The sequence below is a fragment of the Micromonospora globispora genome, assembly GCF_003857015.1.
GTDB lineage: Bacteria > Actinomycetota > Actinomycetes > Mycobacteriales > Micromonosporaceae > Micromonospora > Micromonospora globispora.
Genome location: NZ_QGGF01000228.1, coordinates 1 through 11,338, shown reverse-complemented (window position 1 = coordinate 11,338; position 11,338 = coordinate 1). Strand labels below are relative to the sequence as shown.

The window sequence follows — 11,338 nt, the reverse complement described above, 5'->3', positions numbered from 1 at the left end:
GGTCGGGGAGATCCTGCGCTAAGCTGTACCGGCTGTCGCGGGGGAAACCGCGCGGGGAGCATCGGGACGTGGCGCAGCTTGGTAGCGCACTTGACTGGGGGTCAAGGGGTCGTCGGTTCGAATCCGGCCGTCCCGACGCAGCTCAGAGGGCATATCCGATCGAATGGATATGCCCTCTTTTCGCGTCTGAGTGTCTAACTGAGTGTCTACGCCTCATCGTCGAAGATTTTGTCCATGGCGGTGGCCCCGGCCAGGAGCACGGGCCGGAGTTGGTGCCGGTAGACGCTCTCGGTGACCGTCGTGCCGGAGTGACCGCAGAGGTCGGCGATTTGCTCGATGCTCACGCCGCTGTCAGACAGCAGAGACACGAAGCTGTGTCGCAGCTCGCGGGGTGTCCAGCCGCGCGGGTCAAGGCCCGCCCTGGCGACGACGGGTCGGAAGGCCCGCAGCACGTTGTGCCGATCGAGGGCAGTGCCGGCGGCAGAGGCGAACACGAGGCGGTCAGCGGAGGGCTTGCCCTGGTGCTCGTGGTGGGTGGTGAGCGCGGTAACGCACCGGGCTGGCAGAGCCAGGGTGCGACGGGACTTCCTCGTCTTGGTGTCTCCATCGGCGCGGACCGAGCGCCATACCTGGATGGACGGCGGTACCGGGGGATCGTTGTCCGGCTTGCCGGTGAGGTCGACATGGGCCCAGGTGAGCGCGCGCAGTTCCTCGGTGCGAGCGCCGGTCAGCAGTGAGAGCACGATGTAGGCGTGCAACGAGCTGCTCTCGGCAGCGGTCAGGAGCGACTTGGCGTGGTCAAGTGTTAGTGACTTCGACGGACGGCCGCCACGACCGGAGGGCACTGCGCAAAGTGCCACGACGTTGCGCTTGACCTTGTCCCGCGCCATGGCCCGATTGACCGCGCGGTTGAGCAAGGAGTGGAGGAGTCGCAGAGTGCGGGTGCTCAGGTGTTGGGCTTTGCCCATGAGCCAGCGGTCCACGTCGGTGGCGCTGAGGTCTCGCAGCTTCCTCGCACCGAGGTCGCCGATGATGTGCGACCGCACGAGGGTGGTGTAGTTCGCCTTGGTGTTCTCGGACTGGCGACTCAGGCCGTAGGTGAGCCAGTCGTTGAGAGCGTCGGCCACGGTGTGCCCGTCCTGGACCAGGGCGAGGCCGTCTTCGTAGTCGCGGATCTTCTCCCGCAGTTTCGTGCGGGCTTCGGTCTTGGTCTTGCCGCTACCTCTGCGCATGATCCGCTTGCCGGCTGCGGTGTAGCCGACGGTGACGCTGGCGATCCAGCGTTGCCGAGACTCGTCCCAGTGCAGGCCGCCTTCTCCTCGGGCGCGGCGTTGGCTCATCGGATGCCTCCTTTCCGGGCTTCCTGTTCGAGTATGTCGACGTAGGCGGTGATCGCGGCGGCGGGGACGAGTCGGGATCGTCCCTGTCGGACGGTGCGCAGTCGGCCGGCCCGGATCTGTTCGTAGATGACGGTCCGAGACAGACTGAGCAGCCGCATGGCCTCCGGGATGCGGTAGAGCGCCTTGGACGTCGCGTCGATGGTGGATGCGGTCAAATCACTCTCCTCTCGTTGGTGCCACCTAAGCGGCGGCCGGCACGGTGCCGGCGGGGGCGGTGCCGAGTTCGTGGGCGAGTTCTTCGCGGCCGGCGGCGTGTCGTGCGCGGGCCATGGCGGCGGCGGTGTTGGCGAGGAGTGCGTCACCGGTGGTGTGCCAGCCGACGCCGGCGAAGGTGAGGGTGCCGACGATCAGGGTGGTGTCGTCGAGGTGGTCGACGGCCTTGATGTCCTCGCCGGCGCCCTGGTCCTGGTCCTCGTTGCGGCGGTAGGTGACGCGGGTGTCGCGCAGGAGTTGGAAGGTGACCGAGTAGCGGCGGGCCTTGGTGAGGAAGTGGCCGCCGAAGCCGAGCATGTGTGCCCACCGGCGCAGGCGGGCGTAAGGGTTGCCGGTAGCCGGTTTCGTCGGTTCGGCGTCAAGGCTGGCTTGACGGTCGGCGACGCAGACAGGGCAGACGGCGTAGCGGGTGTGGGTGCCGCAGTCGGGGCACTCCCAGCGCTCGACGAAGCCGGGCCGGGGTCGGTGGTCCCGGGGCCGCTGGGACAGCGGCACGGGTGTGCCGGTGGGTCGGCCGATGCGCCAGCAGGCGTCGATGAGGCGGGCGGTGTGGTCGCCGTCAGGGTCGGCGTAGTCGCCGATCGAATCGGCGTCCAGCCTGACCGAGCGGTGCCCGGTTACCTCGGTGCTCTTGGTGGCGTACTTGGCAAGGTAGCCGGCGACCATGCTGTCAGTGACCTCACCACGACCGGTCAGACTGATGGGGCGGATGTCGAGCTGCTTACCCCAGACGATGGGCCAGCCGGCGGGCCGGTCGGGGTGGCAGGGGGTGGTGTAGTCGATCTGGGCGGCGGCGTGGCGGATGGCGTCGTCGAGGTCGGCGGCGGTGAATCCGGCAGGCGGTGGGACGACGGCGGTGGGGTCGTCGGGGTGGATGCCGTCGAGGCGCACCAGGGCGTGGAAGTGGACCGCGCCGCGTGCTTGGAATTCGGCGGCTTTGCCGTGGGACAGCCGGACGGGGGCGGCCCTGCGGACCTTGCCGGAGGGCGTGACCAGTTCGACCGGGGGGATGCCGCGTCGGTGGGCGAGGTGGGCGAGGTGGCGTTCCGCGGCTTGCTTGGTGCGCCGCCACAGTTCTCCGGCGAAGAGGTTCCAGACGACCTGGTGGTCGTGGTCGTAGCAGTCTAGGCACAGCGGCTGGCCGAGGACGGCGTCTGTCGGTTCGTGGCGTGCCCAGCAGACGGCGGGCCGGCCGTGTGCGCAGAGGCCGGCGGTGGGGTCGTCGGTGCGGCGGGCGTGGCAGGGGTCGGGTCGGCAGTCGCACTGCTTGCGGTTGGCGCAGGTGTGCCGTTTGACCGCCCGGTTGTGGACGGGGCCGAAGGACGGGGCGGTGAACGTGGCGAATACGGCGGGGTGGCGGGAGACGGTGTCGGGGACGCCTTTGCCGCCGACGAGGCCGGCGCGCAGGAGTTGGTAGGCGTCGCGTTGGTAGACGGTGGCGCAGGTGGGGCAGACGGTGGCGCGGCGGTTTCCGCACGCCTTGTAGATAGCGGCGTCGGGCATGGCGTCGGTGTGCCGGGAGTCCAGCAGCCGGCCGGAACCGGGCTCGACGGTGAGGAGCTGCCCAGCGAGGCGGATCGGGCGGGTGCAGCCGGCGGCGGCGCGGACGTGCTCCAGCCACCCAAAGTAGTCCGGGTCGGTGGCGCGGGTGAAGGCGGAGCCGGCGGCGGTGTAGCCGACGTAGGGGGTGATGATGTCGGCGTTCGAGCCCACACCCCGGGCCGAAGCGCGGGGTGTGAGGTCCAGCGTCGATGCCATCAGCCGGCAACCTCGTGCCGGGTGGTGATGGTGTGTTGGGTGACGATGAGCCGGCAGGCTCCGCACTGGCGGTCGGCCGGTTCGTGCCGGTGGCAGGCGATGGTGGCGGTTGTGTTGCCGCAGCGGATGGTGACCGGGGTGCGGCAGGGCCCGCCGGGAATGACGTCGATGACGGTGCGTCGGGTGTCGTAGGGGTGCGGCTCGGCGAAGGCCGGGCAGGTGTGGGTGGCGTATTCGATGTCGACGACGTGAATGGTCATCGGGCACCACCGCTGACGGGGGTGCCGTTGACGGCCGGGGTGTGGCCGGTGATGGTGTGCAGCAGTTCCCGGGCGATGCCGGGGGTGACGGAGAGCAGGGCGGCGAGTTCGTCGGCGGTGATGGGCCGGCCGTGGGTCTGCTCGTGCTGACGGATGGCGAAGCGGGCGGTGGGGACCAGGTGCGCCGGGACCTCCGGTCGGGCGGCCGGGATCGGGGTGAGCGCGGGTGCCTCGATGACAGCCGGCGCGGGTGCCGGCGGGATGTCGACGACCGGTGCAGTGTCGACGGCCGGCTTGGTGGCCGGCGGCGTGGTGTCGGGCGTGACAGCCGGCGGGGTGTCGGTGGATTCGCTGGTCTGCTCGTTCTTGGCCGCGAGGTCGCGGGCAGCGGTGAGCAGGGCGGCGGCTTCGGCTTGGATGGCGGCGAAGTCGGGTCGGATGCGTCCGGCGACGAGTTCGACACCGATGACGAGGACGACGACCAGGGCGAAGACCAGGCGCAGGCCGAGGCTGCCGGGTGAGGCGAAGTTGATGGTGGCCGACAGCAGTGCGGCGGCGGCGAAGACGATCAGTGCTCCGCGTTTGGCGTCCTTGGCGATGCCGGAGGTGCGGACGACGGTCAGCATGGACACCATGGCGGCGTCGAAGATCAGCGGCACCAGGTAGGCGAAGTAGCCGGCGTTCTGGGTCCACAGGTAGTGGGCCTGGTGCAGGTAGCTGGTCAGCAGCGCACCGAGCAGAACGAACCGGTTGTAGCGCTTGATGGAGTTGATTGCCTTGAGCATCGTTGGCACCGCGTTGCGGGCGTACTCGGCGGCGAACTGTTCGGTGACGGCACTCGGGTCAGTGGTCGACATGGGGAGTCACCTCCGGGGCCGGGATGGTGTCGATGGGGATGAGGTCGACCACGCCGGAGCAGTGGGCGCACATGATCGGGGCCAACCCTTGCGCGGCGAGCTGCTCGCGGAAGCAGGGCAGGCAGGTGAAGTCGGCCGGGAACAGCCCGTCTCCCTCGCAGAGGGCGCAGGGGCCGAGGCAGACGGGGCAGGGCTTGTAGACGGGGCCGAGGACGTCGTGGATGCCGGCGGGCGAGCTGCCCTCGATGCACCACAGGCACGGGTCAGAAAGGTGGAAGCTCACGACGGGTTCCCTTCGTGGCAGTCGAGACAGCAGCCGTAGCGGCGGGGGATGTAGTAGGGCTGCACCACGCCACACAGGCGGCAGGTGCGGCGGGCGCGTAGGGCCTTGGCGATGGCGGCCCGCTGGGCCGGGGTGGCGGTGCGCTTGGCTGCGGCCAGGTCGAGCCGGTAGAGGTAGGCGAGCCGCTTGCCACGTCGCCAGAGGATCTGGGCGACCGGTTCGTGACCGCCGGGGCGTAGACCGGCGGCGCGGAGTTGCCGGCGGGTGGCCAGGCCCTCGGGTGCCATCCGGTAGGGGTAGGTGGGGAACCCGGTGCGGATGCCGGTCGGGTCGTAGATGACAGCGGTCATGACTGGCCTCCCCAGCGCTGCTGGGCGGCCTGCTTGGAGATGCCGAGGCGCTGGCCGATCTCCGACCAGGAGTAGCCAAACGCGCGAAGGCCGATCACGGCCTCCCCGATGGCGTCGTCGATGACCGAGGACAGGGCGACGAGGTCGCAGAGGGCTTCGACGTCGCCAGTGGCGACGCGGCGGCCGTGGGCGCGGATGATGCGGCGGGCGAAGGCGGCGAACTCGTCGTTCTCGACGACGTGCCGGTGCTTGAGCTGCTGCCCGAACGGCGTCAAGGGCTTCTTGACGGTGTTCATGCGGGCACCGCCTGCCGGTTGTGGGCGGTGTCCCACTCGGTGGCGGCGGTGGTGAGGGTGGTGATGACCTGCTCGGCGGTGCGGTCGGGTTGGTCGTTCCATTCGCCGATTTCGGGGTGGGGGAAGTCGTCGTCGCCGGTGGGCGGGTAGAGCATGTCCAGGTGGGCGAGGAGGGCGTCTTCGGCGTTCTTGTAGTCGACCCATTCGGGCAGGAGGAACGAGTCCTCCGGGAGGCGTCGGCCGAAGGCGGCGATGGCGATGGCGCCCATGGCGCAGGCCGGCGGGGTGGGGTTGGGCTGCACGGACATGCCGTCCGGGCTGGCCTGGTCGGCGTAGTAGGTGCCCTGGTTCCAGCCGTGCCGGCTGATGTAGAGGGCGGCACCCCGCAGGGTCACCGCCGGGGTGACCTCGGCGGTGGGCGGATTCTGGGTAGCCTTCATGGAAGCCACGTCCTTTCGGTAAGGGCTTGGTCGGTGGTCGGCAGGACCGGCTTTGCTTGCAGGCGTTGGTCCGGTCCTGTCGGCCGTTCTTTTGTGCGGGTCAGCAGCCGGGGCAGTGCCGTTTGCCGCTGCCGGAGCTGCGCAGGGCGGCGAGGATGAGCGCCGTAACGGCCAGGAGGCCGGCGATGATGGCCGCGTGGTCGACGAGGAACGCGACCAGATAGACGACGGCGGTGATGAGGCCGGCGACAGCTGTTGCGGCGGCCGTGGTGATGGCGATGACCCGTCGCGGGCGGCGGATGCGGTGATGCCGGACCCGGTCGGTGATGTGGGTCCGCAGCGAGGTGACCCGGACCGGACGAGGCCCGGGGGCCGGGGTGGTGGTGTCGACCAGGCGCAGGGCGACCCGGATACGCGGGTCGGTGGGCGACACGGGCCGGGGTGCGCTGAGGGAGATCAGCGTTCCGGCGCTGTGGTGGTTGCGGATGACGTTGGCGACCTGCTCGGGCAGGCCGATCAGCTGGTGGTCGCGGTAGCCGAGGCTGCTCATGCGGCGATCTCCCAATCAGTGCGAGAGCCAGCCGGGACCCCGGTGGTGGGCCGGCGGATCCAGGCGGCGTAGTCGGCGATGGAGTAGATGTCGTTGTCGGTCAGGTAGGCGGCCTTGATGCGGCGGGGAACGCCGCCTTCGGCGAGGAGGTAGGCCGCGCCCTGGTTGGTGGGCGAGATGTCGGAGGCGGTGTAGCCCTGCTCGGCCCAGCCTTGGCCGAGGATGATGTTGGAGCTGTTCAAGCTGGTGCAGCGGAACGCGGCCCGGTAGCCGAACAGGTCCCGCAGAGACGCGGGGATGATGTCCCAGGAGGGCCGCTGCGTGGCGGCGACGACGGGCATGCCGCAGGCGCGGCCGAGGGAGACGAGCCCGCGCAGCAGGGCGGCGAACTCTTCCTGTTGCTGCTTGGTGCCGAGCACCGTGGAGAACATGGCGAGTTCGTCGATGATGGTGACGATGACCGACATGCCGTCGCCGGGGACGAGCTTGCGGCGCCGGTTGGCCAGGAGCCAGGTGTAGCGGTTGGTAGCAACGATCAGGAGGCGGCGAAGCACGGAGATGGCTTCGTCGATGTCGGGGCCGATGAAGGCGTCGGCGATGTCGCGCCAGGGGCCGAGTTCGACGAGCTTGGCGTCGAGGAGGACGAGGCGGGTGTTGTCGGACAGCGCGCCGTGGCCGCAGATGTTGTTGACCAGGCCGGACTTACCGCCGCCTGGCTCACCGGCAATGAGGATGTTGCGGTAGATGACGTCCAGGTAGACGGGCTGGCCGAACTCGTCGATCCCGATGAATAGCGGGTCGAACATCGACAGGCCAGGACCCACCGGCACCGCCGCAGCGGAGGTGGGGACTGTGGTGGTCATGGGTGCCCTCCTTGGGCGGTTGGTGGGCGCGAGGAGCCACACGAACGAGCCGAAGTCGGCTCCTCGCGTCCCGGTTGGGTGTGGTCAGATCCAGTCGGAGACGTCGTCGGTGTCCGACGACGGCGAAGCCGCGGGCTTGCTGCCGTTGGCGCTCGTGGCCGGCTTCTTCGTGGCCGGCTTGCCCTGGGTCGGGAGGGTGATCGTCGGAGCGTCGATGTCCGGCAGGTCCAGGGCGGTGGGTACCGTCAGCGGCGATGCCGAGACGGGAGCGGCCGGGTCGATCACGTCGACCAGCGGGGAGCCCACCGTGGCGGTCAGCACCTCACGGCGCTTGATGTCGAACCGCAGGTACGCGGCGTTGTTCTCCGAAGCGCGCTCGATGAGCACGGTGGAGGCGTGACAGGTCACGGCGATCTTGTCGAGACGGCCCTCAAGGTCCTTGGCCGACAAGCCGGGACGCAGGTAGACCCAGACCCGCTCGCCGACCGGGGTGGGACGTGACCACAGGATCAGCGGCAGGCTGCCGGACTGATTCGCGATGATGAACTGCGCGAAGCACACGCGGAGCCGATGCCTGACGATCAGGCACCACGTCCAGGCGATGACCTGCCGGCGAACCGGTCGGATGACGGCGGGGACGCCGACGAGCAGGGCGACGACGAGCAGGGTCACCACGGTCGGCGTGTGGTTGGCGAGCTGCACCCAGCAGGTCAGCAGCCCGACACCGAGGAAGGTTTCCGGGGTCCACCACCACAGCAGGCGAAGCACCGGCCACACCCGGACGAGTAGCCAGGCGGCGGCACCGGTCGGAACGCCGATCAGCGCACCGACGATCAGCGCGACGATGGGATGCCAGTAGGAAGCGGCCACCACGGCCGCGAGGAGGCCGACGATGACCGCCGTCAGGATGAATGCCATCTTGGCGTTCCGTGCGGAAGAACGGTGAACCTTGGCCTCGATGACCGTCACCGTTCCGGTTGACTTGCCGCCGAAGCGGCGAGGGCTAGACTTGGACACGACGAGTCCTCCCAAGCAAATTGGGTCGGATGAGTTGGAGGGCACGGGGTCGGCAGATGTAGGAGTCAGTACCGACCCCGCGCCAGCTCTTGCGGGGATGTCACCACCACAGGTGATGACCGGACCGGGAATGTAGGAGTCAGGAACACTCCCGGACCCGTATGCAGTGGGGTTTCAGCGGACCGTCAGGCCGCTTCGCTAGCCACGGACACCAGTGGCTAACACAGCACGTCGTGCGATGGACCTACTTGGCCGGAGAACCAGTCTTCGGCTTCAGCGAAACTGCCCGGAACGCGACGCCGTTGCGCCCGTTGGTCGCCCACGGAATGGCCTCCAACTGCTCGACAGCGAGGAAGTCACCCACCTTCACGCTCGGCTTCTCACCCGCCGTGGTGATGGTGATGACCTCCCCTCCGTTCTCGTCGAGAACGAAGACCTGGGTGGACCACATGAGCCGGCCCGTGTTCTTCTCGGACTTCTGGTTGCCGTTCTGGTCGTTCTTCGGCTCCGGGTCCTTCGACGCCGTCACCTGCTTGCTCGTGGTGTCCACGTACAGCTTCACAGCAGACCTCCTTGTGTCTGAGCGCGTCCCCAATGGACGACTGCTCTTGGTGCGGCTTGTCGCTCGCACCTCAAGAAGACATCGAAGAAGGTGACGTCGTAACGGCTTTACCGTGACGCTTGGGACGCTTATAGTTGTAAAAACGTCCCAGCCGACGATGGGAGTGGCGATGGCGAACGAGCGCTTAAGAGAGGCCCTCGAACGAGCGCGGGTGTCCCCTGCCGAGCTGGCGCTTTACACCGAGAGCGACGTCAAGACAGTCAGTCGTTGGGTCAGCGGCCGAGTTCCACATCCCCGAACGCGCTTCAAGATTGCGAAGCGGTTGAAGGAAGACGAGGACTACCTATGGCCGGGTGCGCGTAAGGCTGCCTCAGAAGCACCGGACGCGACTGGAGTCGTCCAGCTCTACGCCAACCGAGGTGCGGTGCCTCCGAACCTGTGGGACCGACTGCTTGACCGGGCCACGTCAGAAGTCGGCATCCTCGTCTACGTCGGCATGTTCCTTACTGAGAAACCCGACTTGCTCAAGCGCCTGCGGGAAAAAGCGAACAACGGGGCACGTATCCGCATCCTGCTAGGCGACCGCAACGGCGAGGCGGTCAGGCAGCGAAGTGAAGACGAGGGGATCGGACGGGAAACGATCTCAGCGAAGATCGACCAGGCCGACGCGTTCTTTCGACCGCTGCATGGCGTCAAGAACGTGGAAATTAGGAATCACGCCACGGTGCTCTATAACTCCATCTACCGGTTTGATAGCGACATGATTGTCAACCCTCACATCTACGGAAAGACCGCCCCGATGGCTCCGGCGCTACATCTTCGGAGAACGGCCGACTACGGACTGTTCGACACGTACGCGGACAGCTTCGAGGCGGTATGGGACTCAGTGGCACGGCAGAAAGACGGGGCTTAACCCATGCCTAAGACCGACTACTTGAATGATCCAGCCGCCCCCAAAGCGAACGCACTGGTCGTAGCCGTCACGGTTGTTGTTCGCGATGACGCTGGGCGTGTGCTTCTTATCAAGCGCTCCGATAACAGCCTCTGGGCGTTACCCGGAGGGGCGCAAGACGTTGGCGAGTCCACTGCACAAGCAGCCATCCGAGAAGTCAAAGAAGAGACCGGACTGCAAGTAGAGATCGACGCAATCTCAGGGATCTACTCCGACCCGAACCACGTGATCGCCTACGATGACGGTGAGGTGCGGCAGGAATTCTCGATTTGCTTTCGCGCTCGACTCGTAGGCGGCACCATCCGGACTAGCGCCGAATCTGCCCATGTCCAGTGGACGGACCCAACCAAGCTTGTCGAATTACCGATCCACCCGTCCATGCTGCTCCGAATACGGCACGGCCTCGAAAATCGAGCGCCCTACATCGGTTAGGCGACGTGGAGTGCACGTAAGCGCTCAGTCGTCCTCTCGATAGCGGCTGCAAGATCCTGCTCCGCACTGTCGATGAAGACCGTCACCAGATCATCCGGACCGTAGCGTTCCTTGATTTCCGCAACTCGACTCCGGAAGTCTGTAGGTTCTCCGTCCGGTGTAGTGGTGAGATCACACATCCACAATGCGTCCCGTACCGTGCTCTCCTCGTCACGGAAGGCTGCTAGCTGCTCTTCTACCCCGCGAAGACGCGCTTCTTTGACCGCACACGAATGATGCGCCACAAGATGCACCAAGCGATCAGGTGCCTCTATGGCTCGTAGATACACAGCCCCGTCAAGTGGATGAAACCCGGTCTTGGCTAGGTCGGGCGCGTACCCCACATCATGAAGAATTGCAGCCGCTTCCAGCAATGGCGCATCATCCCCGACCACCGCTGCTAGGGTGCGCGCCTTTTGGGCGACTCCCTGCACATGAGCCCAGCGGCGCGGCAGCGCATTAGCGAGGTTGCGGCGGGAGACTTCGTGAGCCCACGAGACGAGCGACATGCCCTAGACAATAGCGGTGCACCCAACCCCTAATGGTAGACGCGCGACCGGCTGCCGGCGGGTGTCTAGTCCCACCACATGCTTCCGTTCCAGCTCCTGTGTGACGGATGACCTAGGTCTCTGGCCGAGACATCGGAGGTCTACTGACCGTGCCTTCGGTCAGACTCTCGCCGCACAGCTTCGGTGAGGTCGCGCCACTTGCCGACTGAGGTCTTCATCATCCGGTCGACCATTGCACGGGCACGCCCCTCCTCGTCGAACTGGTAGGAGACCTCACGGCCTTCATCGCCACCGAGACGGCCGCGGACGCGCCAGCGTTGACCGTCGATCATGAGCCAGATGTCGCGACGTGCCATCCGACCCCACGACCCGTTCCACCAGCGACCGCGCACCTCCACCAGCGCACCCTATCGAACAAATGTTCGATTCGATCGGCTGCCGGCAGGTTGTGCAAAGTTTCTGTACGTCTTCAAGGCGGCCCTGAGCGGGCCGCACGCGCCGCCGCCTGGGCGCGCGCCGGCCGCTGCCGCTGTCGCTCTGCGGCCGTCACGCCTGAC

General features: G+C 67.3%; 17 protein-coding genes and 1 tRNA gene. 3 read left to right on the top strand and 15 right to left on the bottom strand.

Features of this window, described 5'->3' with window-relative positions; all coding sequences use genetic code 11:
• Window positions 1-62 precede the first annotated feature (62 nt).
• A tRNA-Pro gene (locus DKL51_RS09905) sits at window positions 63-136 on the top strand.
• A 70-nt stretch (window positions 137-206) separates the two neighbouring features.
• On the opposite strand, the gene DKL51_RS09900 is transcribed toward DKL51_RS09905, so the two are convergent.
• From DKL51_RS09900 to DKL51_RS09840, 13 genes are all read right to left on the bottom strand, one after another.
• Complete coding sequence (locus DKL51_RS09900; protein ID WP_124811986.1) at window positions 207-1,340, bottom strand: site-specific integrase; 1,134 nt, start codon at window positions 1,338-1,340, stop codon at window positions 207-209.
• Complete coding sequence (locus DKL51_RS09895; protein WP_124811985.1) at window positions 1,337-1,555, bottom strand: helix-turn-helix domain-containing protein; 219 nt, start codon at window positions 1,553-1,555, stop codon at window positions 1,337-1,339. Before DKL51_RS09895 ends, DKL51_RS09900 begins: the two co-directional genes overlap by 4 nt.
• Window positions 1,556-1,580: 25 nt before the next feature.
• On the bottom strand, window positions 1,581-3,371 hold the full coding sequence (locus DKL51_RS09890; protein WP_124811984.1) for a replication initiator: 1,791 nt from the start codon (window positions 3,369-3,371) through the stop codon (window positions 1,581-1,583).
• The gene (locus DKL51_RS09885) at window positions 3,371-3,631 is read right to left on the bottom strand and encodes a hypothetical protein (protein WP_124811983.1); all 261 of its coding nucleotides are present in this window, start codon (window positions 3,629-3,631) and stop codon (window positions 3,371-3,373) included. Before DKL51_RS09885 ends, DKL51_RS09890 begins: the two co-directional genes overlap by 1 nt.
• Window positions 3,628-4,488 (bottom strand): DUF2637 domain-containing protein, encoded by an 861-nt coding sequence (locus tag DKL51_RS09880; RefSeq protein WP_124811982.1) that lies wholly within the window; start codon window positions 4,486-4,488, stop codon window positions 3,628-3,630. Before DKL51_RS09880 ends, DKL51_RS09885 begins: the two co-directional genes overlap by 4 nt.
• Window positions 4,475-4,771 carry a hypothetical protein gene (locus DKL51_RS09875; protein WP_124811981.1) on the bottom strand — a complete coding sequence of 99 codons (297 nt, stop codon included), beginning with the start codon at window positions 4,769-4,771 and terminating at the stop codon, window positions 4,475-4,477. Before DKL51_RS09875 ends, DKL51_RS09880 begins: the two co-directional genes overlap by 14 nt.
• Entirely contained in the window at window positions 4,768-5,121 is a 354-nt protein-coding gene (locus DKL51_RS09870; protein ID WP_124811980.1) for an RRQRL motif-containing zinc-binding protein, read from the bottom strand. The genes DKL51_RS09875 and DKL51_RS09870 overlap by 4 nt, the downstream gene beginning before the upstream one ends.
• On the bottom strand, window positions 5,118-5,417 hold the full coding sequence (locus tag DKL51_RS09865) for a hypothetical protein (protein ID WP_124811979.1): 300 nt from the start codon (window positions 5,415-5,417) through the stop codon (window positions 5,118-5,120). The genes DKL51_RS09870 and DKL51_RS09865 overlap by 4 nt, the downstream gene beginning before the upstream one ends.
• Window positions 5,414-5,857, bottom strand: a complete 444-nt coding sequence (locus DKL51_RS09860) for a DUF6197 family protein (RefSeq protein ID WP_124811978.1) — start codon at window positions 5,855-5,857, stop codon at window positions 5,414-5,416. Before DKL51_RS09860 ends, DKL51_RS09865 begins: the two co-directional genes overlap by 4 nt.
• Before the next feature lie 100 nt (window positions 5,858-5,957).
• Window positions 5,958-6,407: a hypothetical protein gene (locus tag DKL51_RS09855; RefSeq protein ID WP_124811977.1), complete on the bottom strand. Its 450-nt coding sequence runs from the start codon at window positions 6,405-6,407 to the stop codon at window positions 5,958-5,960.
• A complete protein-coding gene (locus DKL51_RS09850; protein WP_124811976.1) occupies window positions 6,404-7,270 on the bottom strand; it encodes an FtsK/SpoIIIE domain-containing protein in 867 nt (288 codons plus the stop codon). Before DKL51_RS09850 ends, DKL51_RS09855 begins: the two co-directional genes overlap by 4 nt.
• An 84-nt stretch (window positions 7,271-7,354) precedes the next feature.
• Window positions 7,355-8,239 (bottom strand): hypothetical protein, encoded by an 885-nt coding sequence (locus DKL51_RS09845; RefSeq protein WP_124811987.1) that lies wholly within the window; start codon window positions 8,237-8,239, stop codon window positions 7,355-7,357.
• A gap of 292 nt (window positions 8,240-8,531) precedes the next feature.
• Entirely contained in the window at window positions 8,532-8,849 is a 318-nt protein-coding gene (locus tag DKL51_RS09840) for a hypothetical protein (protein WP_088951025.1), read from the bottom strand.
• 169 nt (window positions 8,850-9,018) lie between these two features.
• Here DKL51_RS09840 and DKL51_RS09835 point away from each other — a divergent pair, with 169 nt between their 5' ends.
• Entirely contained in the window at window positions 9,019-9,762 is a 744-nt protein-coding gene (locus DKL51_RS09835; protein ID WP_124811975.1) for a DUF5919 domain-containing protein, read from the top strand.
• Between the two features lie 3 nt (window positions 9,763-9,765).
• On the top strand, window positions 9,766-10,233 hold the full coding sequence (locus DKL51_RS09830) for an NUDIX domain-containing protein (RefSeq protein WP_124811974.1): 468 nt from the start codon (window positions 9,766-9,768) through the stop codon (window positions 10,231-10,233).
• Here the strand turns inward: DKL51_RS09830 and DKL51_RS09825 are convergent.
• Both DKL51_RS09825 and DKL51_RS09820 read right to left on the bottom strand, forming a co-directional pair.
• Complete coding sequence (locus DKL51_RS09825; protein ID WP_124811973.1) at window positions 10,230-10,781, bottom strand: HD domain-containing protein; 552 nt, start codon at window positions 10,779-10,781, stop codon at window positions 10,230-10,232. The two genes, DKL51_RS09830 and DKL51_RS09825, sit on opposite strands and share 4 nt — an antisense overlap.
• A 140-nt stretch (window positions 10,782-10,921) precedes the next feature.
• Window positions 10,922-11,179 (bottom strand): hypothetical protein, encoded by a 258-nt coding sequence (locus tag DKL51_RS09820; protein ID WP_124811972.1) that lies wholly within the window; start codon window positions 11,177-11,179, stop codon window positions 10,922-10,924.
• Between the last annotated feature and the right edge of the window lie 159 nt (window positions 11,180-11,338).

Bases quoted from the DNA above. Each gene is read 5' to 3' on its own strand.
- DKL51_RS09860 (WP_124811978.1), bottom strand. From the start codon at position 5,857: ATGAAGGCTACCCAGAATCCGCCCACCGCCGAGGTCACCCCGGCGGTG.
- DKL51_RS09855 (WP_124811977.1), bottom strand. From the start codon at position 6,407: ATGAGCAGCCTCGGCTACCGCGACCACCAGCTGATCGGCCTGCCCGAG.
- DKL51_RS09865 (WP_124811979.1), bottom strand. From the start codon at position 5,417: ATGAACACCGTCAAGAAGCCCTTGACGCCGTTCGGGCAGCAGCTCAAG.
- DKL51_RS09850 (WP_124811976.1), bottom strand. From the start codon at position 7,270: ATGACCACCACAGTCCCCACCTCCGCTGCGGCGGTGCCGGTGGGTCCT.
- DKL51_RS09900 (WP_124811986.1), bottom strand. From the start codon at position 1,340: ATGAGCCAACGCCGCGCCCGAGGAGAAGGCGGCCTGCACTGGGACGAG.
- DKL51_RS09830 (WP_124811974.1), top strand. From the start codon at position 9,766: ATGCCTAAGACCGACTACTTGAATGATCCAGCCGCCCCCAAAGCGAAC.
- DKL51_RS09880 (WP_124811982.1), bottom strand. From the start codon at position 4,488: ATGTCGACCACTGACCCGAGTGCCGTCACCGAACAGTTCGCCGCCGAG.
- DKL51_RS09885 (WP_124811983.1), bottom strand. From the start codon at position 3,631: ATGACCATTCACGTCGTCGACATCGAATACGCCACCCACACCTGCCCG.
- DKL51_RS09890 (WP_124811984.1), bottom strand. From the start codon at position 3,371: ATGGCATCGACGCTGGACCTCACACCCCGCGCTTCGGCCCGGGGTGTG.
- DKL51_RS09870 (WP_124811980.1), bottom strand. From the start codon at position 5,121: ATGACCGCTGTCATCTACGACCCGACCGGCATCCGCACCGGGTTCCCC.
- DKL51_RS09825 (WP_124811973.1), bottom strand. From the start codon at position 10,781: ATGTCGCTCGTCTCGTGGGCTCACGAAGTCTCCCGCCGCAACCTCGCT.
- DKL51_RS09835 (WP_124811975.1), top strand. From the start codon at position 9,019: ATGGCGAACGAGCGCTTAAGAGAGGCCCTCGAACGAGCGCGGGTGTCC.